General features: G+C 27.3%; 20 protein-coding genes and 1 riboswitch. Of the genes, 9 read left to right on the top strand and 11 right to left on the bottom strand.

Annotated features, from left to right (window positions below):
* Nucleotides 1–61: 61 nt before the first annotated feature.
* The 3 genes from J2Z71_RS00620 to J2Z71_RS00610 all read right to left on the bottom strand — a co-directional run bounded on the left by J2Z71_RS00620 (nt 62) and on the right by J2Z71_RS00610 (nt 3,789).
* Nucleotides 62–1,840: a glycerophosphoryl diester phosphodiesterase membrane domain-containing protein gene (locus J2Z71_RS00620; protein ID WP_210059912.1), complete on the bottom strand. Its 1,779-nt coding sequence runs from the start codon at nt 1,838–1,840 to the stop codon at nt 62–64.
* 129 nt (nt 1,841–1,969) lie between these two features.
* A complete protein-coding gene (locus tag J2Z71_RS00615) occupies nt 1,970–2,761 on the bottom strand; it encodes a ParA family protein (RefSeq protein ID WP_210059911.1) in 792 nt (263 codons plus the stop codon).
* Between the two features lie 8 nt (nt 2,762–2,769).
* The gene (locus J2Z71_RS00610) at nt 2,770–3,789 is read right to left on the bottom strand and encodes a threonine aldolase family protein (RefSeq protein ID WP_210059910.1); all 1,020 of its coding nucleotides are present in this window, start codon (nt 3,787–3,789) and stop codon (nt 2,770–2,772) included.
* Between the two features lie 109 nt (nt 3,790–3,898).
* Here J2Z71_RS00610 and J2Z71_RS00605 point away from each other — a divergent pair, with 109 nt between their 5' ends.
* Both J2Z71_RS00605 and J2Z71_RS00600 read left to right on the top strand, forming a co-directional pair.
* A complete protein-coding gene (locus tag J2Z71_RS00605; protein ID WP_210059909.1) occupies nt 3,899–4,978 on the top strand; it encodes a pyridoxal phosphate-dependent aminotransferase in 1,080 nt (359 codons plus the stop codon).
* 73 nt (nt 4,979–5,051) lie between these two features.
* Nucleotides 5,052–5,567, top strand: a complete 516-nt coding sequence (locus J2Z71_RS00600; protein WP_210059908.1) for a GNAT family N-acetyltransferase — start codon at nt 5,052–5,054, stop codon at nt 5,565–5,567.
* Here the strand turns inward: J2Z71_RS00600 and J2Z71_RS00595 are convergent.
* From J2Z71_RS00595 to J2Z71_RS00585, 3 genes are read right to left on the bottom strand one after another with little or no spacing between them, the layout of a single operon-like run.
* Complete coding sequence (locus tag J2Z71_RS00595) at nt 5,550–6,491, bottom strand: NAD(P)-dependent oxidoreductase (RefSeq protein ID WP_210059907.1); 942 nt, start codon at nt 6,489–6,491, stop codon at nt 5,550–5,552. The genes J2Z71_RS00600 and J2Z71_RS00595 overlap by 18 nt on opposite strands.
* A gap of 41 nt (nt 6,492–6,532) precedes the next feature.
* Nucleotides 6,533–7,576, bottom strand: coding sequence for a ribonucleotide-diphosphate reductase subunit beta (locus J2Z71_RS00590; protein ID WP_210059906.1), 1,044 nt, complete (start codon nt 7,574–7,576; stop codon nt 6,533–6,535).
* Between the two features lie 9 nt (nt 7,577–7,585).
* Nucleotides 7,586–10,114: a ribonucleoside-diphosphate reductase subunit alpha gene (locus J2Z71_RS00585; RefSeq protein ID WP_210059905.1), complete on the bottom strand. Its 2,529-nt coding sequence runs from the start codon at nt 10,112–10,114 to the stop codon at nt 7,586–7,588.
* Between the two features lie 297 nt (nt 10,115–10,411).
* Here J2Z71_RS00585 and J2Z71_RS00580 point away from each other — a divergent pair, with 297 nt between their 5' ends.
* Nucleotides 10,412–12,016 (top strand): SH3 domain-containing protein, encoded by a 1,605-nt coding sequence (locus J2Z71_RS00580; protein ID WP_210059904.1) that lies wholly within the window; start codon nt 10,412–10,414, stop codon nt 12,014–12,016.
* A gap of 41 nt (nt 12,017–12,057) precedes the next feature.
* Here J2Z71_RS00580 and J2Z71_RS00575 read toward each other — a convergent pair whose 3' ends face one another.
* Nucleotides 12,058–12,375 (bottom strand): YqfO family protein, encoded by a 318-nt coding sequence (locus J2Z71_RS00575; RefSeq protein WP_210059903.1) that lies wholly within the window; start codon nt 12,373–12,375, stop codon nt 12,058–12,060.
* 101 nt (nt 12,376–12,476) lie between these two features.
* Between J2Z71_RS00575 and J2Z71_RS00570 the strand changes: the two genes are divergently transcribed.
* The 5 genes from J2Z71_RS00570 to J2Z71_RS00550 all read left to right on the top strand — a co-directional run bounded on the left by J2Z71_RS00570 (nt 12,477) and on the right by J2Z71_RS00550 (nt 18,388).
* A complete protein-coding gene (locus J2Z71_RS00570; protein ID WP_210059902.1) occupies nt 12,477–13,598 on the top strand; it encodes a pyridoxal-phosphate-dependent aminotransferase family protein in 1,122 nt (373 codons plus the stop codon).
* A gap of 173 nt (nt 13,599–13,771) precedes the next feature.
* Entirely contained in the window at nt 13,772–15,712 is a 1,941-nt protein-coding gene (locus tag J2Z71_RS00565; protein WP_210059901.1) for a beta-barrel domain-containing protein, read from the top strand.
* Between the two features lie 8 nt (nt 15,713–15,720).
* Entirely contained in the window at nt 15,721–16,404 is a 684-nt protein-coding gene (locus J2Z71_RS00560) for an ABC transporter ATP-binding protein (RefSeq protein ID WP_210059900.1), read from the top strand.
* A gap of 7 nt (nt 16,405–16,411) precedes the next feature.
* Nucleotides 16,412–17,689 carry an ABC transporter permease gene (locus J2Z71_RS00555; RefSeq protein WP_210059899.1) on the top strand — a complete coding sequence of 426 codons (1,278 nt, stop codon included), beginning with the start codon at nt 16,412–16,414 and terminating at the stop codon, nt 17,687–17,689.
* Nucleotides 17,690–17,773: 84 nt separating this feature from the next.
* Nucleotides 17,774–18,388 carry a DUF6198 family protein gene (locus J2Z71_RS00550; RefSeq protein ID WP_210059898.1) on the top strand — a complete coding sequence of 205 codons (615 nt, stop codon included), beginning with the start codon at nt 17,774–17,776 and terminating at the stop codon, nt 18,386–18,388.
* 21 nt (nt 18,389–18,409) lie between these two features.
* Here the strand turns inward: J2Z71_RS00550 and J2Z71_RS00545 are convergent, their stop codons facing one another.
* On the bottom strand, nt 18,410–18,826 hold the full coding sequence (locus J2Z71_RS00545; protein WP_210059897.1) for a hypothetical protein: 417 nt from the start codon (nt 18,824–18,826) through the stop codon (nt 18,410–18,412).
* Between the two features lie 80 nt (nt 18,827–18,906).
* On the bottom strand, nt 18,907–20,436 hold the full coding sequence (locus J2Z71_RS00540) for an ABC-F family ATP-binding cassette domain-containing protein (RefSeq protein WP_210059896.1): 1,530 nt from the start codon (nt 20,434–20,436) through the stop codon (nt 18,907–18,909).
* A gap of 348 nt (nt 20,437–20,784) precedes the next feature.
* On the opposite strand from J2Z71_RS00540, the gene J2Z71_RS00535 reads away from it, so the two are divergent.
* Nucleotides 20,785–21,906 carry a hypothetical protein gene (locus tag J2Z71_RS00535; protein WP_210059895.1) on the top strand — a complete coding sequence of 374 codons (1,122 nt, stop codon included), beginning with the start codon at nt 20,785–20,787 and terminating at the stop codon, nt 21,904–21,906.
* A gap of 78 nt (nt 21,907–21,984) precedes the next feature.
* Here J2Z71_RS00535 and thiC read toward each other — a convergent pair whose 3' ends face one another.
* Both thiC and J2Z71_RS00525 read right to left on the bottom strand, forming a co-directional pair.
* Nucleotides 21,985–23,298 carry a phosphomethylpyrimidine synthase ThiC gene (gene thiC, locus J2Z71_RS00530; RefSeq protein WP_210059894.1) on the bottom strand — a complete coding sequence of 438 codons (1,314 nt, stop codon included), beginning with the start codon at nt 23,296–23,298 and terminating at the stop codon, nt 21,985–21,987.
* A gap of 78 nt (nt 23,299–23,376) precedes the next feature.
* A riboswitch (TPP riboswitch) is annotated at nt 23,377–23,485 on the bottom strand.
* 35 nt (nt 23,486–23,520) lie between these two features.
* Nucleotides 23,521–25,662, bottom strand: coding sequence for a heavy metal translocating P-type ATPase (locus J2Z71_RS00525; protein ID WP_280954002.1), 2,142 nt, complete (start codon nt 25,660–25,662; stop codon nt 23,521–23,523).
* Nucleotides 25,663–25,811 lie beyond the last annotated feature (149 nt).

The raw sequence follows: 25,811 nt of genomic DNA, 5'->3' as shown, positions 1-25,811 counted from the left end.
ATTTTATGTAATATTTAAGTTTTTTTCAACTTTATATTAAAAAAGAGAAGATTTCTCTTCTCTATCTTTGTAATAAAAACCTAACTCTATTTATAAAAGTTTTTGTATATTCTTTATTTTCTCTAATTTCAATTGCTCTTTCTGGATAATTTGTAATTATTGCATCTATATTTAATCTAAAATATTTTTGCATTAAATCATCTTCATTAATAGTCCAAGCAAAAAGTTTTATATCTCTTTTTTTAGCATCTTCAATTATATTTTTACTTATAGAAAAATCTTCTAATACTAAAAAATCATGATCAGTTTCTGGCAAACTTCCAAAATTTAGAGGAATTATATATCCTGTTTCTATTTCAGGATCTATACTTTTTATTTTATCTAATACTTCTAAATCCAGGGATTGAACCATAAAATGTTTATCTACCTTTTTTTTCTTTAGAAGTTTTACTAAGTTCTCTTCCATTTCATCACTTTCATAGCCATGAGGTTTTACTTCAATTAAAAGTTTTATATTTCTTCTCTTTGCAACATCTATATATTCACTAAGAGATGGAATTTTTTCTTCATAGCCCCTTTGTTTTATAGTTAATTTTTGAAGTTCTTCTAATGTGAGATTTCTCACCTTTTTATTTTTCCCAGTTAGCCTCTTTAAGTTAAAATCATGCATTACTACAAATTTTCCATCTTTAGTCTCTTGTATATCCATCTCAACTGCATCTGCATGGACATTTGCAGCTTCTTTTAAAGCTCTAATAGTATTTTCTGCAGCATTTGTCGTATTTCCTCTATGAGCTATTACAAGAGTTTCTGGCTGATATACTACTGTTAATAGTGAAAATGTATTAAATCCCATAAATATTAAAAGCACTACTATTATTATTTTTTTAGCACCTTTTATTTTCTCAAGAATTTTCTTAATAGAAATTGGCTCTCTTAGTGGATATTCGTGAGTTTTCTCAATAAACCCTGTACTCTCAACTATTACATTTACTATAAGAGGTTGTATTAAACCACCTAGTAAAAGTATTACTATTTGCATTAAAGTAAGAGATATTCCAGATGTTATTGGAGATATTATCGGAGCATATTTATCTGTCAAAAGTACAGGAATTATACAAATAAATAAAAACAAAGACATAATCAAACCATAAATAACTGTTGTAATTAAAATTAAAATTCCATTTTTAAATGTTTTATCCTTTGAAAACTCCATACTTTCTTTCATTGAATTTAGTATATTTTTATCACTTGTTCTAATGAAAAAGTACATAGTATAAATAAGTCTAAAGGCAAGATATACAAGTGCTAGTACAAGTACAAAATAAATAAATTTTCCAAGTTTATTAAGTAACATTTCATCTACTATAAAGTTTGGAATTTTAATCCAATCAGTAAGTTCTGATCCAAGTCCTATTGAAACTATAGGCAAAAGTAAAAGAAAATATCCAATAAATAAAAAAGAATAAATACTTAAAAAATACTTCGCCTTTTTATTTAGTTTTCTCAATATATCTTTAAATGTATAAAACTCATTTTTAACCTGTGCATCTGCAAGTACAAAATAATACCCAAGCTCATAAAATATAAATAAAATAGAGAGTATCAAAAGCGCTATAATTAATAAAATACTAATTGGATTTTCAAATAATCTAAAAAAGTTTTTATTTGTAATATTATAAACTCCTGCTTCATCTAATATTTTTGTAAATAAATAAGAGAGCATTGGAAGTATTAATAGTATTCTAATACCTTGAAGAACAACCATACTTACAAAATAATCTGAAAAATAATGCTTTAATCTAAGAAAACTATTTTTTATAATTTTAAAACTGTTCAAATTATCACCTACTTATTATAATAATTTTCTATATTAAATATTACCATATTATAAATCATATAATCAAAATTACAAATTAATATATTTTACTAAAAAAAATACCTATGGCTAAGCCATAGATACTTTATATTAATCTTCTTTAATTTCTTGATCTTCTGTATTTAAAACCTCTTTAGCATTTTCTGCTATCTCTTTAAGATTTTCTTTTACTTCATCTACTTTTACTATAAATTCCTCTGTTAAGGATTTATAATCTTCTGAGGCATCAGATACAAAATTATAACTTCTAAGTTCCTTGCCCTTTAGTTGAATTTCTTTTACTGTATCATCATCACGAATCATATTTTTAAATACAAATAGATCTTCTTCTTTTGCAATTTTATTTATTTCTTCAATTTCAACAGCTGAAGTTTCAGAATCATCATAACGCATTATAAGAATACAAATACTTTGATTGTCCTCAATACTTTTTTTAATATGTTTTATAGTATGTTTTAAATTTTGAACATCATATCTTTCTGGTATTACAGGAACTACTATAATCTCTGATTGATATATTGCCATAGTAGAAGCCATATTTTCACAAGATGTATCATAGAAAATATAATCATAATTTTCTTCAACTTCTTTTATATGCTCTCTAATACTTTTTTTAATTTCTATATTATTTATATTATAATCTCCAGGAATTAAATCAATATATTCTGTCTTAACTAAAACCTCATCTAATTTTACAATATCCTCAAGTAAAGGACTTATAGTATTTTTATTTTTTATATCAAAACTTTGAGTAATACTATTTTTATAATCTAAATCTACTACTAAAATCTTTTTTCTTTTTCTTTCAAGAAATAGTGATATTTCTCTAACAAAAGTTGACTTACAACTTCCTCCCTTGTCATTATAGACTGCTATATACATCTTCTAAACTAATCCTCCAATGCTTTTAAATCAGAAATAAGTCCATTTATTTCCTCTTCATTTGTCCTATAACTTGTTACAAATCTAAGTACTTTTTCACTATCACTTAGAGGTTGAATTTCAAAGGCATTATTTTCTTCTAAAGGCTTAATTTTTTCTATAGGCATTTCTATAAAAATTTGATTACTTACAGGTTCTTGATTAAATTTAATATTTATTTTTTCAAGTTCTTCTGCAAGTTTTATACTCATATCATTAGCTTTTTTTCCAAGCTCATAATAAAGTCCATCTTCAAATAGAGCTAAGAATTGTGCCCCTGTAATAAATCCCTTTGCTATTACAGATCCTCTTTGACGCATAAAGTTTCTTAAATTGTGCTTAAGCTCTTCTTCTACTATTACAAGTGCCTCTCCAAACATTGCACCATTTTTTGTTCCACCAAGTGTGAAAATATCACAAATATCACAAAGATCTGAAACTTCTATATCTGATGCTGCAAGGCCCACTGCCATTCTAGCACCATCTATATATAAATATAGACCATATTCTAAACAAACATCATAAATTTCTTTAATCTCTTCATAAGAATAAACAGTTCCAAGCTCCGTTGTCTGTGAAATATAAACAAGTTTTGGAACAATATGATACTCATCAGTAAAATCCTTTAATCTATTTAAAAGTAAATCCTTAGATAATTTTCCATCACTTGTTTCAATAAGTTCAACCTTATGTCCAGTTGCCTCAATAGATCCTGTTTCATGACCTACAATATGTCCACTTTTAGCTGCAATAACTCCCTCATAAGGAAGTAAATTTGCAGAAATAGCTATAATATTTGCAATAGTTCCACCAGCTAAAAACTCTATTTGAACATCTTTATTTTCAAGATCTCTTTTTATACATCTTTTTGCTTTTTCAGAATATTCGTCAAAGCCATATCCTATATTTCCCTTTTCCTGAACTTCACTAACTTTTTGATATACATTTTCATGACATAAATCATTATAGTCATTTAAAAAAATATTCATAAAGCACCTCCATATATATATAATTATATCTAACCTAATGATATAATTATATATGAAAGCGATTGTAAATGAAAATGTTTTAAGAATTTATTATAAGAAAGGAGAAATTATGGTCAAAAAAGACAAGCATGGTGCCAACTTATTTGAACTTTCTAAAAAATTTAATTTTAAAATAGAGGATATTCGTGACTTCTCGTCAAATATAAATCCCCTAGGTCCAAGTAAAATTGCACTAGAAAAACTAAAAGAAAATCTAAATTTAGTAACAACATATCCAGATCCTGAATATATTGATCTTAAAAACTCTATTTCTAATTATGTAAATGCAAATTTTGATGATATTTTCTTAGGAAGTGGTACAACACAACTATTAAGAGAATATATTAGCCTAGTTAGTCCAAAAAATTCCCTTCTTTTAAGTCCTTGTTATAGTGAATATGAAAATGAATTATCTAAACTTGATGGAACTATTCATCACTATAAACTTACTGAAGAAAAGAATTTTAAAATAGATGTTAAAGAAATAATAGATTATATTAATGAAAACAAAATAGAACTTTTCGTCTTTGCAAATCCAAATAATCCAACAGGAACTATATTAAATGTTGAAGAAATTGAAGAAATACTTCAAAATACAAATACAAAAATTTTAATTGATGAAACCTATGTAGAATTTACTAATACTTTAGTTTATTCCTCAATTCCACTTACAAAAAAATACAAAAATCTCTTTGTCACAAGAGGAGTAAGTAAGTTTTTTGCAAGTCCTGGAATAAGACTTGGATATGGAATTACATCAGATGAAAAGACAAAGGAAATCTTCTACAAAAATTCAATGCTTTGGAATATAACAATATTTTCAGATATTATGGGAAGATATATGTTTGATGATACATCTTACCAAAATACAGTTTATAATTTTATAAGAGAAGAAAGAGACTATGCAACTTCTGAACTATCTAAAATAGATAATATCAAAGTTTATAGATCAGAGGGAAACTTTGTACTTTGTAAAATTTTAAATGAAAAAACTGCAAATGACTTAAGAGAAAATCTTCTAAAAGACGCTCTTGTAATAAGAGATTGTAGTTCATTTTTAGGACTTAATGAAAAATACTTTAGATTTTGTATTTTAGATAAAGAAGACAATAGAAAATTAGTAGAAAAAATTAAAGACTTTTTTAATTAAAAATCAAACAAAGAAATTAATAAATGATTAAGGTAGATAACTCTACCTTTTCTTTTTATATAAGGAGGTATTTATGCAAATTCACAAAGGTAAATTAAAAGATTTAAAAGAAATATGTAGACTTTATGAAGTGCTTTTTACAAATATGGCAGAGCTTCAAAGTGACTACATTAAAGTAGTTCCTCAAGATGAAAATTTTATAAAAATGGTAATTAATGACAATAATTACGATATTTTCCTAGCTGAAGAAAATAATACCTTACTTGGCTTTGTAATAGTACAAGAGATGAAAACAAGAGAATATAAATGTATAGTTCCCCACAATTATTCCTATATTATAGATATAGTTGTAGATACAAATAGTCGTTCTAATGGAATTGGCAAACTTTTATTAGAAGAAGTTAAAACTTGGTCTAAAAATAGAAATCTAGAATATGTAGAGTTAAGTGTTTTATCTAATAATTATAGAGCTATTAAATTATATGAGAATTTTGGATTTAATGAATATCAAAAAAAATATGAAACTTCATTTATAAATAAAAAAAGATGGCTGAGCCATCTTTTTCTTATTTTAGTATTTTCTATCTAAATCAACAATATTAATTAATTCTTTATTTTCTTTTAAGTTTTCAAGATTTTTTCTTGCACATCTTACAAATCTTTCATAATTGTCCTCTGCTGTTCCTGAAATATGTGGTGTAATATATACATTTTCCATATCCCAAAGTGGGCTTTCTTCACTAAGTGGTTCTTCTTCAAAGACATCTAGTGCAGCTGATGCAATTTTTCCCTTTTCCAAATATTTAATAAGTGCTTTTTCATCTACTACATCTCCACGAGATATATTTATAAATTTCGCACCATCTTTAAATTCTTTTATTAAGTCTTCATTTACAAAATACTTTGTCTTTTCTGTTGATGGAAGTACAAGGACTACATAGTCTGCAGTATTTAATTCACTATTTAAATTTTCTAAATTTACACATTTATTAAAATACTCTACATCTCGTCCATTTGTATTATATCCGATTATTTCAAGATCAAATCCTGATAGTCTTTTTGCTGCTTCTTGTGCAATATCTCCAGTGCCTAAAAACACTGCTTTTTTATTGTATAAATTTCCTGTAATTGCTCGTCTTTTCCAAATTTTATTTTGTTGATTTTCTATATTTGTCCTTGCATATTTTTCCATTGCAAGAAGTGAATATACGATAAATTCACCTATTGGCTCTGCATATGCTCCCTTATTGTTGCAAAGTATAATTTCTTTTTCTTTAATATAATCAAGGGGTAAATAGTCAATTCCCTGAGAATATAAAAATATATATTTTAAATTTTCAAATTCTCTAAGATCCATTCTCTCAAATAACATTGATCCACATAATATTTCAAAGTCTCTACTATAATTATTATTTCCTATATCTTCTTTTGAAATTTTTTCAGTTTCATATCCTAATTCCTGCACATATTCTACAAAACTTTCTTCTACACTTCCTAAAAATGCAACTTTCATAAAGACACCTCTTTTCTTAATTATAGCTTACCCTATTTTTCTTATAGGTCATCTTCTATTACACTTGATTTAGAATAAGCAGATACTTTTGCTTCAAAAAAGTCTGTTTTAATTGCATTTGGATCTGAGTATTCTCTTACCCAAGTCATTGAACTTGGCTCTTTTTCAAATCCTTCATATAGCATTTCAAATCCAAGTCCTCTACATCTAAGATTTCCTAAATATTTTAAATATCCTTCTACCATTTCCATTGTCAAACCTTTAATATTGTCTCCAATAACATAATTTGCCCATTTTATTTCTTCTTCTACACCTTGTTTTATCATATTTCTAAAAGTTTCAATATTTTCACTTGTAAAAAGTTGAGGTTCTTCTTTTTTAAGCTCTAGTATAATAGATCTAAATAGCCATAAATGTGTGTTTTCATCACGATTTATATATCTAATTTCTTGAACTGTTCCTGGCATTTTTCCAATTCTTCCTAGAGAATAGAAAAACATAAATCCTGAATAAAAATAAATTCCTTCTAATACATAATTTGCAACTGCTGTTTTCACAAGATTATAAGAAGTTCTATTATTATAAAAGTCATTATATTGATCTCCTATAAACTTATTGCGTTCAAGAAGAAGTGGATCGTCTTTCCATAGATATAATATTTTACTTCTCTCTTCTGGAGAACATATTGTATCTAGTATATATCCATAACTTTGTGAGTGTATAGCTTCTTGATAGGCTTGTATTGTAAGACATAGATTTACTTCATTTGCTGTAATATACTCAGCTAGATTTGGAAGATTTGCAGTTTGTAGCGAGTCTAGAAAAACTAAAAAAGACAGAGTTTTATCATAGGCTCTTTTTTCATGCTCATCAAGATTTCTATAATCTTTTATATCTTGAGATAAATTTATTTCTTCTGGTATCCAAAAGTTATTCATAGCTTGACGATACCAATCACTTACCCAACTATATTTCATATTGTTAAAATCATTTAAGTTTGTAGTATTTCCATTTATCATTCTACGTTTACTTAGCTCAATATCTCCATGTTCGTTAAATAGAGCTTTTCTCTTTAATTCTTTCATTATTCCTCCTTATGCTGAACAACTATCACAATCTTCTACCTCAAGAGATTTACCTCTTACATAATAAATAGTTTTTACCCCTTCTTTGTAAGCATTAATATATAATCCCAAAATTCTACTCATTGTATATTCAGTAGTTATATATAAATTTAGTGATTGTGATTGATCTATATGTCTTTGACGAATTCCTGCAGCTTTTACTACATAGTTTTGATCTATTTCGTGAGCATTTTCATATAGCCAAAATGTTTTTGGATTAAGCCCTGGTGCAACTCTTGGCACAATTTGTCCCTTTTTCTCCTCAAGGAAGTATCTCTTCATTACAGGATCTACCGCAGCAGTTGTTCCTGCAATAATAGAAGTTGAGCCTGTTGGAGCTATTGCCATTAAATAAGCATTTCTTATTCCAAATTTTTGAACTTCAGATTTTAATTTTTCCCATCTATCTGAATTATAATCTCTATATTCAAAATATTCTCCACTTTGCCATTTTGATCCTTCAAAATAATCATAATGTCCCTTTTCCTTTGCAATATTACAACTTGCCTTTATTGTATAATAATTTATATTTTCATATAGTTTATCTGCAAAGTCAAAATGCTCCTCACTTTCAAAACTAATATTATTTTTTACAAGACAGTGATGATATCCACTTGTTCCAAGTCCAATTGATCTGTATTTTTTATTTGTGATTTTTGCATAAGGTATTGGATAATAGTTAAGATCTATTACATTATCAAGTGCACGAACTACAGTATTTATTATTTCTTCAAGTTCTTCATTATTATTTACATCAATATTTCCAAGTACAAGTGATGCAAGATTACAAACTACAAAATCTCCAGCCTTTGTACTTTCTACAACTATTTCTTCTCCATCAATTATTTTTATTTCTCTTTTTGCAAGTTCTATTGCACTCATATTTTGAGCAATCTCTGTACATAAATTTGAACAGTAAATCATTCCCTTATGTGCATTTGGATTTGCTTCATTTACAATATCACGATTAAATATAAAAGGAGTTCCAGTTTCAACACAAGATTTAATAATAAGACGAACCATATCTTTTACTGAAATTACTCTTTTTTCAATTCTATCATCATCTACACAGTCTAGATATTTTTCAAGCCATTCTTCCCCATAAGAATCCTCAAGACAATATCCTTTTACAGATTCTATTTCATGAGGGCACATCATATACCAATTTGCATCTATATCTTCATCAGCAAGTTTCCAAAAATAATTTGGTACACAAATTCCTGGAAAAACATCATGAGCCTTCATTCTGTCGTCTCCATTATTTGTCTTAAGTTGTAAAAATTCTGCAATATCCTTATGCCAAATATCTAAATAAACAGCAACAGCTCCCTGTCTTACTCCTAGTTGATCTACTGCAACAGCTGTATCATTTGCAAGTTTGATCCATCTTGAAACTCCCCCTGCAACACCTTTAAATCCACGAATATCTGAACCCATTGCACGAACTTTTCCAAAATAAAGTCCCATTCCACCACCATGTTTTGAAACTTGAGCAAAATTTGTAATAGATCTATATATTCCATCTAAACTATCAGGCACAGTATCTATAAAACAAGAGGACAATTGGTGATAGGGCTTTCTAGCATTTGACATAGTTGGAGTTGCCATTGTAACTTTTAAATTACTTAAAATATCATAGATTTTTTTAGCCCAGATAATTTTATTATCACCCTCTGGTATTGCAAGATGCATTGCAATTCCCATAAACATCTCTTGAACAGACTCAAGAACTTCTCCATTGTGATTTTTTATTAAGTATCTTTTCATCACAAGATCAAGACCACTATAATTAAATAGATTATTTCTACTTTCATCTAAATAATCTTCAAGCTCATCTATATCACTACTTGAATAATTCTCTAAAATATAACTTCCATATAAATTTTCATCAGTTAAATACTTTATCTTATCTCTAAAAGTAAAAATCTCAAGTCTATTAGTAATAGATTCAATAGACATTTTTATTTTATAAGATAAAAATCTTGCAGCAATAAACTCCCACTTTGGAGCTTCCTTTGATGTAAGTTCACTTGCAGCTTTTATTAAAATATTTAAATACTCTTCTTCATTCATATTTTCCTTTGCAAAGGAAGAAAATTTAGAATATAAAAAAGACAGATTATAGGCATCTTCTTTGTAATCTTCTTGAATATTTTTCATAATCTCAATAATATTTAAATCCTTAAAATAATCTGAAAAATCTTCAATAGTTTTTCTCATCATATGATGAGAGGCTCTATATAAAATATATGACTTCACAACTGTATAATAGTTATTTTCAAGAAGTGTAATTTCTACTAAATCCTGAATTTCCTCTACATTTATCTCATGGCCCTTTGGAAAATTATTATGAATTTTCTCCTCTACACTTTTTGCCATTTCCTTTATTTTTTCTTCATCTATTGGTTTTCCAACACTAATAAATGCCTTTTTCATAGCTCTTTCAATTTTGGAAATTTCAAATTCCTTCTCTTCGCCACTTCTTTTTCTAATCTTCACTTTACATTCTCCTATACAAACTATATTTAAACTATATTTAGTTATTTCCTTTTTTCCACTTATATAAATATACCATATATAGTATACCCTTTAAACTCATTTAGACAAAATAAGTATAGATTTTTTTATCTTTTATAATGAATTCTATTGATTAATTTTTATATTTTAATCTTTTTATTCAAAATTTAAACAAATGCTTACAATGGATACAATATAGTGACAAAGAGGCTGATTTATTGAATTTGCATTTTTTTTATAATATAATTAGAAATAATACCTATGAAGGGGGAATTTTAAATGAACTCAGATTTTCAAACACTCCCCACTGTAGTAAAATTAAATCCAAAAGATAAAATTCAAATCATAAGAGCTGAAATTACAAGAGATTTAAAACTTGCAATTGATATTTTAAATGTAGATGATAAATCAATTACAGATATTACCTTTAGTATAGTATTCAAAGACGAAAATGATAGTTATCTCTTTAATGGAAGCGAATTTTTTTACTACAGCAAAAATCTGAATATTCAACCACATACAGTTTACTATATAGAGCCTTTTGTAATAGATGAGAGGTTTAATACAGCAAGAAAAATAGAAATTTATATAAAAAATATAACTTTTGTTGATGGTAGAGCTAGAGAATATAATAATTCTTCTGAAAAAGAATTTACACTTCCTATAATACCTGACAAAAAACAAGAAAAAATAGAATCCATCCTTGGACCTGAGATTTTAACCTATGGTGAAAATTTAATCGACGGTTGGAGATGCGTATGTGGTGCTATAAACGAAAAAGAGTCACAAGAATGTATCAACTGTAAAAGAAATAAAAACTTTGTTTTAAATAATTTAACAGAGCCACTTATTAATCTTAAACTTTTAAATACACTTTCTGGTTCTTTAGAATATGATGAGGAGAAAAAGGATATTCTCACAAGTAATCTAACTCAAACTCAACTTACAAAAATAGCTCCAGAGGCAGAAGAGTTAGAAGAAAAAAGAGTAAATCCTATAGATATTGTTCCCGTAAAACAAAAATCTAGTTTAAAAATATTTTTAAAGGTTTTGGTAACAGTATTAGTAATTTTTGCATTATTATTTGCTGGAATTTTTGCATTTAAGTTTTTTATAAAATTAAAAACAACACATCAACTAGAAGATGCAAGAGCCTATGTTGCATCAGGAAAATACGAAGATGCACTTGTTCTTTATAATGATGTTAAAGAAAATAATAATAAAAAAGATATAAATTCTGAAATTGAAGATACTAAAAAACTTCTAGAATCACAAAGATCCTATGAAAGAGGAAATGACTTAATATTAAAAAGCGAATATTTAGCATCAGTTAAAAGTTTCAAAGAAGTAATACCAGAAGATACTATTAACTTTTCTAATTCTCAGGATAAAATATCAGAACTTGAAAATATAATACTTCAAAAAGCTAAGACAAAACTTAAAGCTTCTGATAAAAACACAGCTTTGAAAATAGTAAATGACTATTTAAAAGTAGTTCCAGAATCTGCAAATGCAATTAATTTAAGAGATATGATCTTAAAAAATTCACTTGAAGAAAAATCACTTGAAGAAAAACTAAATGACTCTATAGAAGAAGGTTTTGAAACTGATAAATCCAGAGCTAAAATTACAAAAAAAGCTGAAAACTTACTAAACACCTACCAAAAAGTTCGAGCTTCAAAGGGAAATCTAAGAGTAAGTCCTAGTATTGATTCAGATATAATAGTAGTGCTTCCAACAGATTCAGACCTATATGTACAAGAAACTAAAATTGAAGGTGAAGAGAGAATTTGGTGTAAAGTTGCAGCTAAAAATGTAAATACAGGAGAAGTTTTTCATGGTTGGATATCAAATAAAATCATGGAAGAAGGAACTGATTTATAAAAAATAAAAGAGATGAATATTCATCTCTTTTTTCTTACATTTTATTCTATTAGTTTAATAATATTTATAATAGGCTCTTCATAAGGGTGCTTTATTTCAATTATTTTTCTAACTTCGTCTAAATCTTCTTCTTTAATTCTAAACTCCATTTTAACTTCGTCACATTCATGTACAACACCAATTTCTCCACTAAAAGGATTTGCACCTTCAATAGGTCTAAAATGGCCCTTTACCTTTGTTGTAGCAAAAACATAATCATAGTTTCCTTCTCTTAAAACATTACTTTCATTTAATCCATTTACTATTTCTACAACATATTCTTCAGGTATAAATACCTCTATTTTTAAATGATTTAACATTATATCACCCCACTTTCATTATATATTAGCAAAAAATTTTTTTCAATATCTTCCATGTATAAAGTATGAAAACGTGTTATTATTACTCTTGAGGTGATTATATGAAATTATTATGTCCAGGACCTACATCTGTAAATGAAGAAGTTATTAAAGCTATGGCAAATTGCAAAACTAATCCAGATCTAGATCCAGAATACAAGATATTCCACAGAAATATGGAAAAGAAAATCTCAAAATTACTTAATACAAAAGCAACTAGTTTTATAATGCTTGGAGAGGGAATTTTAGGCCTTGAAGCATCAATTGTTTCACTTATGGAAAAAGGTGAAAGAGTTTTAGTTATATATAATGGATTTTTTGGAGAGGGCTTTGCTGATTATGTTAGATTTTATGGCGGAGAAGCTGTAAAATACGAAGATGATTTTAGACATGGAATAAATCTTGAAAAACTTGAAAATTTCCTAGAAAAAGATCATGACTTTAAAATAGCAACAATGGTTCACTGCGAAACTCCATCAGGACTTACAAATGATATAGAAGCAATTTGTACATTACTTAAAAAATATAATATTTTAACTATTGTAGATTCAGTATCTGCAATGGGTGGAGAAAAAATAAACTTTGACTCATCAAATGTAGATTGCTTACTTGGTGGATCTCAAAAATGTATTTCAGCACCTGCTGGACTTACTTTAGTTACACTTTCAGAATCTGCAAAAGAAAAAATTGAAAATAGAAAAGAAGAAATTCCTAGCTACTATATGAATTTTAAAAATCATTATGATTGTAGCTTTGCACCATTTCCCTACACTATGAATGAAAACCTTGTCTATGCTCTTGATAAAGCACTAGATATTACACTTGAATCTGACTTTGCAAATCTTCATGAAAAATACGCATCATCTACTCGTGAAGTATTTACAAAAGCTGGATTTGAATTATATCCAAAAGACTCTTTTTCAAATACAGTAACTGCAGTTTTAGTTCCTGAAGAACATAATAGTAGTGAAATTGAACTTGCCCTTCAAAAAAAAGGCATTATTATCGGTAAAGGCGTTGGACCTTTAAAAGAAAATATCATAAGAATTGGACATATGGGACAAAATATTAATTATGAAAACTTTGAAGAATTATACTCCTCTCTTGATGAAGTTTTTGAAGAATTAAATATTAAAACCAATGAATCTCTTCTTGAGTTATTTAAGAAAACTAATGTAAAATAATGAAAACTGGTCATATTCAATGAATATGGCCTTTTTTTATTGAAATCCTCTCTTTTTTGGTATATATCTAAGGATATTTAGAAATTCTTTAGATTTTATTAATATTTTTTTAAAAATCTTATATTATAATTATTAAAGCAATTATAAATTGGAAAAAGGGGGAAATTCCATATATGAGTAAATTCATTAATATAATAAAAAACAATAAAAAAAAAGTAATTATTCTTTCTGTAATTATTATTGTACTTCTAGGATTTTTTGCAATAAAAAGCAAATCTTCTAACAAAGGACCAGTAATTGCAAAAAGTGAAACTACTACACTTGCAAAAAAAGACTTAACTAGTTCTGTAAATGAGTCAGGTACTGTTAAAGCTGAAAAATCAATGCAAGTTTTTACAACAAAATCTCTTCCTGTAAAGGAAATTTTTGTAAAAGTTGGAGATAAAGTAAATGAAGGAGATATTATAGCAAAGCTTGATGACTCTTCTATTAAACAACAAATAGCACAAAAAAATGCAGCTATTAGTTCAACTAATAAATCTGCAGGCACTCAAATAAAAAGTGCAAAGGACAAATTAAATGAAGCCCACAGAAATAAAAACGAGGGCACAAATACAGCTTTAATATCTGCAAATAATGCTGTTGTATCTGCTTATGATGCATGGCAAGCTCAAGAAAAAATATATAATGATTTTAAAAAGTCCATAGAAGAAGGATATAATGAGCAAATTGTTGCATCTGAATCTTCAAAAGACAGTTTAAACTCATCTATTAAAAGTGCAGAGCTAAACAAAAGACAATCTGAAGAAAAGAAAAATGAAACCTATGACAAAATTTCAGAAAATGAAAATAAAGCAGATGATGCAAAAGATGATGTGAGAAAATATGAAAGAAGAGTTAGAGATTTACAAGAAGATGTTGATGATGTAACTGGTATTGAAAATACTATTTCTAGCATTGAAAATAAAATTTCTAAACTAAATCCTAAAAATGACAAAGAAAATATAAAAAAACTTGAAGAAGAACTTGAACTTGAAGAAGAACTTGAAGAAGAACAAAATAAATTAGATAATTATGATAGTTTTAGCGAATTAAAAAGAAATTTGGCAAAGGCTGAAAAAGATTTAGCATCTGCTGAAGCTGATAAGTCTAAATATGAAAATATTGCTGAAGAATCAAGAAATGCAATTGACTCTATAAATAAAGAAATTGAACAAACTACTCTTGCTGCTGAAAATGCTAGAGAATCTCTAGCTACTAATTACAAACAAGATTTGTCTAGTAAAAAATCAAGAGAAGATATGTTAAAAACTTATAGATCTAGTGCAGATACTGCACATAATTCATATATTGCCGCTCTTGAAAACTTAAAATCAACTGAGGTGTCAGTAGATGATGAAATTCGTGCTTTAGAAAATAATCTAAAATCTGCAAATGCAGGAGCAGATAATTCTATGAATGCAGTTGATCTTAAATATTTAAAAGAAGATTTAGCTGATACTATAATAAAATCACCTGTAAGTGGTGCTATTACAGAGCTTGATGCTGAAATCGGAACTGCTCCAACTTCTGCTGTTGCAAAGGTTGAAACTTTAAATAAGGTAATAGTTGAAAGTCATATTAAAGAATTTGATGTAAATAATATTAAACTTGGAATGAAAGTTGAAATCACAAGTGATGCTTTAAGTAAAAAAGATGTCTTTGAGGGAAAAGTTATTTCAATAGATCCAACTCCTGAAAAGAAAGCTCAAGGTGCTACTTCAAATGAAGTCTATTACAAAACACAAATTGAACTTGTATCTAAGGATCTTTCAAAATTAAAACCTGGTATGAATGTTCGTGTAAAATATATTCTTGAAGAAAATAAAGATGTATTTGCTGTTCCATCTACTGCTATTTATGAAAAGGGAAATAAAAAGTTTGTCCTTGGAATTAAAAAATCAGCAAGTGGATCTACTATTCAAGAATATGAGGTAAAAACAGGTTCTGAAAATGATATTGAAACTATAATCACAGGAGATAATGTAAGAAATAAACTTATAATTATAAATGCACCAGAAAATTATAGTAATGGTATGGAGATAAGTGTAGAAGACTCCCCAGAAATTAAGTAGGCGATAATATGAAAGAAAAAGTAATTTCAATGCGTAATATCACTAAAAAATATTATATTGGAGAACCAAATGAACTTGAAATATTACATGGAATAGATCTTGATGTATATTCTGGAGATTTCATTTCAATAGTTGGTCAATCTGGTTCTGGTAAATCAACTCTTATGAATATTATAGGACTTTTAGATAGGCCAACTACTGGCGATTATGAACTTGGTGATTTAGTAGTAAGTGAGGCAAAGGACTCTGAACTTTCTCAAATTAGAAATAAAAGAATAGGCTTTGTATTTCAAAGTTTTAATTTAATTCCAAGATCTAATGCCCTTTCAAATGTTGAACTTCCAATGCTCTATGCTAAAATACCAAAAAAAGAAAGACAAAAAAAGGCAATGGAACTTTTAAAACTTGTAGATATGGACGAAAGATATAATCACAGACCAAATGAACTATCAGGTGGACAAAAGCAAAGAGTTGCAATTGCAAGAGCTATGGCAAATAATCCCGATATTATTCTTGCTGATGAGCCAACAGGAGCTCTTGATTCAAAAACTGGACGAACTGTTATGGACTTGTTCCATAAATTAAATAAAGAAGAAAAAAAGACCATTATTCTAATTACTCACAACTACGAACTTGCTGAGGAAACTAGTAGAATTTTAACTATGAAAGATGGCTTTTTAGAAGAAGAGTAGGTGAAAAATGGATATTTTAGAAAGTGTAAAACTTGCACTTGAGGGTTTAAGATCTAACAAAATGCGTTCATTTTTAACTATGCTTGGTATTATTATTGGTATTAGTTCTGTAATTTCAATTATGACAATTGGACGAGCTATGAGTGATTCTGTAAGTAAGTCCTTTGACTCTCTTGGAAATACAAATATATTTCTAAGTGTAAGTCCAAGATCAGGTTCTCAAGATTATGACACTATGGCAACTATGCAAGATACAGACTATATGACTGATGAAATGTTAGATGCTCTAAAGGAAAGATTTCCCAGTGAAATAAAATCAATTGCACTAGATGGCCCTTCAAAATCAGGCTTTGTACGCGATGGTCGTAAAAAGGCAAATATATCTTTAAACTCTGTAAATGAGGGAACTAAGGATTCAAATAATATAAAATTACAAGCTGGACGATTTATTGAAGAAAAAGATTTACAATCTAATAGGTCTGTTGCTGTAATTTCAGACAAAGTTGTCAAAAAAATCTTTAACAATAGCAATGAAGAGGCTTTAGGAAATGAAATCACAGTTTATCTTGATGATAAAATGGAAGTTTTTTCTGTAATTGGTATTTATAAATTTGAACAACAAAGTTTTGGAGGATTTGGTGGTGCTGTTAATTCAGATGATGTAACTACATCTACTTATATTCCTCTAACTACTGGAAAAAATTTACTTTCAACAGAAGACACTGAAGATGGATATAGATTTGTTACTCTATCTGCATCAAGTAGTGAAATTTTAAAAACACTATCTACTGAAGTGGCAGACTTTTTTAATAATACTTATTATAAAAACAATGACAAGTTTGAAATCCAATCACAAAGTATTGAGTCTATTACAGATGAGGTAAATAAAACTCTTGGCACAGTTAAACTTGCAATAGGTGCTATTGCTGCAATATCTCTTCTTGTAGGTGGTATTGGAGTTATGAATATACTACTTGTCTCTGTAACAGAAAGAACTCGTGAAATAGGTATTAGAAAGGCTCTTGGAGCTACAAATAGAGATATTAAATCCCAATTTATAATAGAGAGTATTATAATATGTATAATCGGTGGACTATTAGGAGTTCTCCTTGGTACAACTATTGGATTTGCAGGAAGTAGTTTAATGAAGATGCCTACTTTCCCATCTCTATTGTCTATTATTATTGCAGTAGGTTTTTCAATGTTTATTGGAATATTCTTTGGATATTATCCAGCAAATAAAGCAGCTCAACTTGATCCTATTGATGCACTTAGATATGAATAGAATTTATAAAAAGCAAGGTTTAGGCCTTGTTTTTTTATATCTTTTTTTAGATTTATAATATAAGATACTTAAAAAGAGGTGTATATGAATAATTTTTTAAAATCTTTACTTTATTATTTTATTGCAGGTTTTGGAATAAGTCTTACTGTAATTGCAAATATTGGAGTCAGTTCTTATAGTTCTATGAGCTTATCTCTATCACATATTACTAATTTAAAATTTGGAACTATTATGACTATATTAAATTTAATATTTTTACTTTTATATTTTATAATTTCAAAAAATAAAAACCTAAAAAATATTTTTATAATGTTTATCTCTCTTATTTCCTTTGGATATGTAACTAACTTTTATCTATATTATGTACTTAAAAATCTATCTTTTGATAATTATATATATAATATATTTCTATTTATTCTAGGAACTATTATTGCAGGATTTGGCTCAGGGCGAGTTTTAAAACTAGATATTTTAAAATTTCCACTAGAAGCCTTTTGCAAAGAACTTGGAGAACTTACAAAATTTTCCTTTTCTTTTTATAGATATTTATTAGATTTTATTTTTACAATACTATCAATATTTTTATCCTATTATTTTTCTGTACCATACTTTATAAGAGAGGGCACTATTATTAGTTTATTTTTGCTTCCTGGTGTTATTTCAATATTTAGTAAAGATAATAGTTTAAAATCAAAGTAAAAAGCAAGGTTAACCTTGCTTTTATAATTTTTTATACATTTTTTTAAATTCTTCAAAATTAATATTATTCTTTTCTAAAATATTTTTTATTTTTTCAATATCCCTATGTTCATCAAGATTTACTTTTTCAACTAATTCACTTGCCATCTCAAGAATATCACTTTCTTTTATATCCTCAATATCTATATGATTTAATATAAGAGCTGACTTTATTTTTGCACTATAATAATTCTCAGGATTTACTCTTGGATATATTAACTTATCATTAATATTTGCAACTAAACTATCATATTCTAGAACTTCATCATAGTATTTTCTTATTTCTTCTTGTTGAAATATAGAATAATCATCAAGATCTATATCTAAATCTTCTAAATCTCTAATTAATCTTTTTTCTATTCGCTCTTCTTTTTTTCTTTCAAAATAATTTTCACTCATTTAATTTCCTCCTATAAAATTTTCTTTTTTTCTTATTACCCAAATTTTACAAAAAAATAAAAGCAGAATTAAATCTACTTTTATCTTTTTCCTATTTTAAATTCTCTATCAATAAAATCTTCATAAAAATCTCTCTCATGACATACTAAAATAACAGTTCCCTCAAAATTAACTATTGCCCTTTGTAGCACTTCTTTAGTTTCTTTATCTAAATGGTTTGTTGGCTCATCTAAAAATAAGAAGTTGTATTCTTTTAATATAAGTCTACAAATTTTCACCTTAGACTGCTCTCCTCCACTTAGTGTACCCACTGCTTGCTCAAGGTCTTTAGACTCTATTCCACACTTTGTAAGCTCACGTCTAATACGCTCTGTCTTAAGTCTTGGAAACTCATCTCTAATTATTTCTAGTGGATTTAAAGAAGGATCTTTCCAATTCAATTCCTGCTCATAATATCCTATTTTATGATCTTTAGAAAATTTAAAAGATCCATCAATTTTTTCAATTTCTCCATATAATGTCTTTAAAAGAGTTGATTTACCTATTCCATTAAATCCAGTAATTGCAACTTTTTCTCCTGTTTGAATTCTAAAATTTAGTGGTGGCAATAGTGAATAGTCATATCCTACTTCTAAATCTTTTACAATAAGTGTATTTTCAAAAACTCCATTGAAATATGAAAAATCAAAGTTTGCAGTTTTACTTTCTGATGGTGGAGTAAGTCTATCTACTCTATCTAGTTGCTTTTGTCTACCTCTTGCTATTTTTGAATTTACACCTGCTTTATTTCTTCTAATAAATTCTTCAGTTTTCTTAATATGAACTTGTTGCATTTCATAACTTCTAATATAGTTTCTTTTATATTCATCTTTTAGTCTTAAAAACTTATTATAATCTCCATGATATTTTTTAATATCTTGAAACTCAATATCTATAATAGTATTTGTAACTGATTCTAAAAATTCTATATTATGTGAAATAACTATAAATGTTCCCTTAAAATTACTTAAATATTCACTAAGCCATTTTATATGATTGTCATCTAAAAAGTTTGTCGGCTCATCAAGTAATAATACATCAGATTTCTCTAGTAAAAGTTTTGCTATTATTACCTTAGTTTGTTGACCTCCTGATAATTCACTAAGAAGTTTATTTTCTCCAAAGGAATTTATTCCAAGTCCAACTATTACCTTATCTATTTCACTTTCTATTTGATAAAATTCTCTTTTTTCAAGTTCTTCTTGATATTTTCCAATTCTATTTAATAATTTTTCATCATAGTCCTGTGCAAGTTCTTCATACATTTTATTTAATTCTTTTTCAATATCAAATTCTTCTTTATAGGCTTCTTTTAAATATTCTAAAACAGATATATTATCTGATTTTAAATGCTGTTTTATATAGCCTATTTTTATATTTTTTTGCCAGATAATTTCTCCGTCATCTGGAAGTATTTCATTAAGTAAAAGTCTAAATAGTGTAGATTTTCCTGCACCATTTTCTCCTACAAGTCCCATATGCTCACCTTTATATAACTCAAAGGAAGCATCTTCAAATAATTCTTTATCTCTAAATCTATGTTTTAAGTTTTTAACTTCTAATAAACTCATAATTTCCTCCTAAAATAAAAAAGAAGGCTTTAGCCCTCTTATTGACAATAAAAAAAGACTCCATACAATATCAGAGCCTTAAGCATGACAAAAAAGCATGATCATAACCATACTTTTCACAACCTAATATCTATTTGAATTTATTTTTTTAGGCTCTGAACAATATTAAACTTTTTTAGTTTAGTACAGAGCTTACTTTTATAATATATCTTTTATTCATTCTATTCATTATTATCACCAGATTCATACTATAAAGATTTTTTTAATCTTTGTCAAGTTTATATATAAATTTAATAAATAATTAATATTTTTTTAAAATTTATATCATACAATATAATAGGTGATGAAATGAAAAAAATACTAAAAATACTTATTACTTTTCTTTTAATAATATTAATCTATATATTAATATTTAATTTTAAATCTTTAAATTTTAACAATTTAAGTGATTTAAACAAAAAGGCCCTAGAAGAATATAATACTGCAATGTCTTCTAATCTTTGGGAAGGATACTCTTTAGATCATCCAATGATCTTAATTGAAAAGGGAGATTTTTTTAATAATAAAAAACACAGTATAAATCTCTATAGGAAAAATATTTTTTTAGTAAATGTAGATATTAAAAGTCCCCTTGCTAAGAAAATTAAAATGCCAAAGGATTTTAAACTTCAAAAAGTCTATAAACTAAATAGATTACATCCTCTTGCAATAAAGACAATAAGTCCTATTGGAAATTTTTCTTCAATAGATGAAAATTTAAAATACAAAAATTATAATAATATTTATAAATTTAAATATGGTAAAAACAATTTTAATAGTGCTAAAAAATCACAAGAATTTATTCCCTTTTTGTCTCATGAATTCTTCCACTACAATATGCAAAAGACTTGGTCTATTAAAAATGAATATTTAGATATTATAAATAATAAAGACTATATTTCCCTAATTGGACTTGAATATAAAATTCTTGATAATATAATGAATAATTTAAACAATAAAGTTCTTTTAGAAAATTATTTAAAGGAATATATTGTAGTTTCTCGTGAAAAAGAAAATATCAATAAAGAATATTTTAATACTGAAAAAGACTATGAAACTATTGAAGGATCTGCAACATATATTGGAATGAAATATGGAAATTTTGTAAATACTCCTCTTCCTTTTTTAGAAGGTGCTAGAAGAGATGAAGATAGAAGTTTTTATTATATTTTTACTGTAGTTGCAAATTATGACAATTATATAAATGAATTAAGATACTCAAGATATGACAGTGGCTCTTTACTTCTTTTTGCTCTTAATAATTTAGATTATAATTTTTATAATAATTTAGAAAATAGTACTATTTATAAGGAAGTTGAAAAATACAATAAAGATGATTTAAATTCTTTAGATTTAAATTCTATTAAAGAAAAATATGATTTTAAAAGTATTGAAATAGAATCCTCTAAAATTTTTAATAAGTTAAATTAAAAGAAGCAAGATTTCTCTTGCTTCTTTCTTCTAATAGTCCTGATATTAGAAGAGTTTATTTTAGGAAAAATAAATAACTTAGTCTTCACTTCTCAATATATTTATGTCTTTACCATCCATTACTCTATTCATATTTCTTACAGAGCACATTTTTCCACACATTGTGCAACTATCTGAAAATTCTGGTGTTGATTCTTTTCTATAAGTTCTAGCCTTATCTTCATCTATACTTAATTTAAAGATTTCTTCCCAGTTTAATTCTTGTCTTGCATGGGCCATTTTAAGATCCCATTCTTCTGCTCCACTTACACCCTTTGATATATCTGCTACATGTGCTGCTATTTGTGATGCAATAATTCCCTCTTTCATATCATCAAGAGTTGGAAGTCTTAAATGCTCTGCTGGTGTTACATAACATAAAAAGTCCACTCCACAGCTTGCTGCTATTGCTCCACCTATTGCTGATGTTATATGGTCATATCCTGGTGCTATATCTGTTACAAGTGGTCCTAATGTATAAAAAGGTGCATCAAAGCAAAGTTTTTTCTCAAGTAATACATTTGCTTTAATTTCATCAATTTTTATATGTCCTGGTCCTTCTACTATTACTTGAACATTTCTCTCCCATGCTCTTTTTGTAAGTTCTCCTAGAAGGATTAACTCTGCTATTTGTGATGCATCTGTTCCATCATCAATACAACCAGGTCTTAGAGAATCTCCAAGACTTATTGTCATATCATATTCTTCACAGATATTAAGTAATTCATCATAGTATTCAAAAAATGGATTTTCTGCCTTATTAAGTTCCATCCAAGCATATAGAAGTGATCCTCCTCTTGAAACTATATTCATAACTCTTTTATTTCTTTTAAATACATCTGCAGTTGCATTTGTTATTCCTGCATGAACTGTAATAAAGTCTACTCCATCTTCACCATGTTTTCTTGCAACATCTAAAAATTCCTTTGATGTTATATCTTGAAGTTCCTTATCATAAAAACCAACAGCATCATATACGGGAACTGTACCAATCATAGCAGTTGATCTATCTATTAATTTTTTTCTAAATTCTTCAGTTTTTCCATAGGAAGAAAGATCCATTATTGCATGAGCATTCATTTTTATAGCCCAATCAACTTTTTCAATTTCCTTATCTACATTTGGGCAATCTCTTGAGATTCCAAGATTTACATTTATTTTTGTACTAAGTCCCTTTCCTATACCACAAGGTTTTAAAGATTTATGATTTTTATTTGCAGGAATTACAATTTGTCCCTTTGCAATTCGCTCTACTAAAAGATCAATATTAATATTTTCTTCTTTTGCTACTATTTCCATTTCCTTTGTTATTATGCCACGTTTTGCAGCATCCATTTGTGTAGTGTAGTTCATTTAAATCTCCTTTTAGTTTTAATTTTAAATAAAAAAAAGCTGTACACCAAAAAAGGTATACAGCATAAATTACTATAAAAATAGTCTGTCGCTAATCCCTTCGTTGGCATTATCCAAATCAGGTTCTTAGGGTCAGAAATAACATTTCTATCTCAGCTTATTAATATAAGCACCCCCTTAACTTTATTAAGTTGTAAGTTAATCTTACTACTTTTTTAAGGATTAGTCTAGTTTAAGTCTCATTGCATTTATTGCAACTATAACTGTACTTAGCGACATAAATATTGCACCAATTGCTGGATTTAGCATAATACCAATAGGTGCAAGAATTCCTGCTGCAAGTGGAATTGCAATTAAATTATATCCTGCTCCCCACCATAAATTTTGAATAGTTTTTTTCCAAGTGTTTCTTGAAAGTTTTAATAAATTTAAAATATCCATAGGATCTGATTTCACAAGTATAATATCGGCTGAATCAATTGCTACATCTGTGCCTGCTCCTATAGCCACTCCAACAGTTGCTCTTGCAAGACTTGGTGCATCATTTACACCATCTCCAACCATCATAACTTTTTTATCATTTTCTATATATTTTTTTATAACCATCTCTTTGTCTTCAGGCATAAGTTCTGCATAAACCTCATTTATTCCAAGTATTTTTCCTACGTTTTCAGCAACCATTTTATTGTCACCTGTAAGCATTGCTACTTTTATTCCTTGACTTTTAATTTTAGAAATAATTTCACTTGCATTTTCTTTAATTTCATCACCTTGTGAAACTATTCCAGAAACTTTATTTTCTATTAATAAAAAACTAATTGTATTTCCAGAAGAAGCATATTTATTAAACATATCCTCATTAAAATCAATATTATTTTTTACTAAATAAGCTCTATTTACAATCATTACTTCTTTATTATTATAAATACCTTTAAGTCCAACCCCAGAAATATTTTTAATATCTAGTATATTTGCACTTTTTATATTTAATTCTTTTGCCTTATCTAATATTCCAACTGCAAGAGGATGAGAAGAACCTTCTTCTATTCCTGCAATAATAGATAAAATTTCCTCTTTTGAATATTCACTATTTAGAGAATCAAAATAATTTAATTTGAAATTCCCCTCAGTTAATGTACCAGTTTTATCCATTACTATATAATCAAGATTTCTAGACTCCTCAAGTCCATTTCTGTTTTTTATTAAAAGTCCATTTTTAGCTCCAATTGAAGTTGACCTTGCACTTACTAGTGGAATTGCAAGACCTAATGCGTGAGGACATGCAATTACTAAAACAGTAACCATTATTTCAATTGCAATATTTATATTATTTGAAACTATAAACCATACTATAAAGGCTATTATTCCAACAGAAAGTGCAATATAAAATAAATATTTTGCAACCTTGTCTGATAAATTTTCCATTTTTGACTTGTCCTTTTGTGCTTCACTTACAAGATTCATAACTTGTGCTAAATATCCACTTTCTCCTGTTGCACTAACTTTTACTGTAATAGTTCCATTTCCATTTATTGAGCCTCCTATTACCTTGTCCTTTATATTTTTTTCGACAAGTTTAGATTCTCCTGTAATCATTGACTCATTTATTGATGTTGAACCCTTTATTACTTCTCCATCAGTTGGCACAATCTCTCCAGCTCTTACTAAAATATTATCATCTTTTTTTACATCTTTTAAAGATATAACTTCAATGCTTTCATCAGATTTTAATAAATTTGCATCACTTGGAAGAAGTTCAGCCATCTTTTTAAGTGCATCTCCTGCATCTCCTACAGCTTTCATTTCAATATAATGACCAAGTAGCATTATTAAAATTAAAGATGCAAGTTCCCAGAAAAAATCCATCAACATATTTTCTAAATGTAAAATATTATTTCCTATAAAAGCATAGACACTATAAATATATGAAACTGTAATACCAAGTGAAATAAGCATCATCATTCCAGGACTTTTCTTTTTTAACTCATCTCTTGCACCAGATAAAAATGGCTTACCTCCATAGAAAAATAAAATTGTAGAAAGTATTAATACAACCCAATCTGAACCTTTAAATATAATTGTAAAAGGAAGGTTAATACCCATCATTGGTGATAAAATTAAAATCGGAATTCCCAAAAATAATGAATATATAAATTTCTTTTTAAACATCTGAGCATGGTGAGAATGCCCACCCATTGCCATATGTTCCTGTTCATTCATATTCATATGTTCATGTTCATTCATATTCATATGTTCATGTTCATTCATATTCATATGTTCATCTTTGCTTTTTAAATTATCTTTTTTCAAATTTAAATCATCTTCTTTTTTATCTTTAAAATTATGATTATTTTTAGTATTCATTAAATTTCACTCCTTATTCAAATATCCAACTATATTTATTTTATAGCCCCAATTTATTTATTCAAACATTTGTACTATTGTATTAAAGTTTTTTATGTTATAATCTAATAAACTAATAGATATAGTATTTAATACTAGATAAAGAGGTG

The sequence above is a fragment of the Peptoniphilus stercorisuis genome (assembly GCF_017874395.1).
Classification (GTDB): domain Bacteria; phylum Bacillota; class Clostridia; order Tissierellales; family Peptoniphilaceae; genus Anaerosphaera; species Anaerosphaera stercorisuis.
The sequence above is the reverse complement of the archived record's forward strand: the minus strand, read 5'-3'. Positions and strand labels throughout refer to the sequence as shown.

Coding starts and splice junctions, on each gene's coding strand:
- J2Z71_RS00615 (WP_210059911.1), bottom strand. CDS start 2,761: ATGTATATAGCAGTCTATAATGACAAGGGAGGAAGTTGTAAGTCAACT.
- J2Z71_RS00610 (WP_210059910.1), bottom strand. CDS start 3,789: ATGAATATTTTTTTAAATGACTATAATGATTTATGTCATGAAAATGTA.
- J2Z71_RS00605 (WP_210059909.1), top strand. CDS start 3,899: ATGGTCAAAAAAGACAAGCATGGTGCCAACTTATTTGAACTTTCTAAA.
- J2Z71_RS00600 (WP_210059908.1), top strand. CDS start 5,052: ATGCAAATTCACAAAGGTAAATTAAAAGATTTAAAAGAAATATGTAGA.
- J2Z71_RS00595 (WP_210059907.1), bottom strand. CDS start 6,491: ATGAAAGTTGCATTTTTAGGAAGTGTAGAAGAAAGTTTTGTAGAATAT.
- J2Z71_RS00590 (WP_210059906.1), bottom strand. CDS start 7,576: ATGAAAGAATTAAAGAGAAAAGCTCTATTTAACGAACATGGAGATATT.
- J2Z71_RS00580 (WP_210059904.1), top strand. CDS start 10,412: ATGAACTCAGATTTTCAAACACTCCCCACTGTAGTAAAATTAAATCCA.
- J2Z71_RS00575 (WP_210059903.1), bottom strand. CDS start 12,375: ATGTTAAATCATTTAAAAATAGAGGTATTTATACCTGAAGAATATGTT.
- J2Z71_RS00570 (WP_210059902.1), top strand. CDS start 12,477: ATGAAATTATTATGTCCAGGACCTACATCTGTAAATGAAGAAGTTATT.
- J2Z71_RS00565 (WP_210059901.1), top strand. CDS start 13,772: ATGAGTAAATTCATTAATATAATAAAAAACAATAAAAAAAAAGTAATT.
- J2Z71_RS00560 (WP_210059900.1), top strand. CDS start 15,721: ATGAAAGAAAAAGTAATTTCAATGCGTAATATCACTAAAAAATATTAT.
- J2Z71_RS00555 (WP_210059899.1), top strand. CDS start 16,412: ATGGATATTTTAGAAAGTGTAAAACTTGCACTTGAGGGTTTAAGATCT.
- J2Z71_RS00550 (WP_210059898.1), top strand. CDS start 17,774: ATGAATAATTTTTTAAAATCTTTACTTTATTATTTTATTGCAGGTTTT.
- J2Z71_RS00545 (WP_210059897.1), bottom strand. CDS start 18,826: ATGAGTGAAAATTATTTTGAAAGAAAAAAAGAAGAGCGAATAGAAAAA.
- J2Z71_RS00540 (WP_210059896.1), bottom strand. CDS start 20,436: ATGAGTTTATTAGAAGTTAAAAACTTAAAACATAGATTTAGAGATAAA.
- J2Z71_RS00535 (WP_210059895.1), top strand. CDS start 20,785: ATGAAAAAAATACTAAAAATACTTATTACTTTTCTTTTAATAATATTA.
- thiC (WP_210059894.1), bottom strand. CDS start 23,298: ATGAACTACACTACACAAATGGATGCTGCAAAACGTGGCATAATAACA.
- J2Z71_RS00525 (WP_280954002.1), bottom strand. CDS start 25,662: ATGAATACTAAAAATAATCATAATTTTAAAGATAAAAAAGAAGATGAT.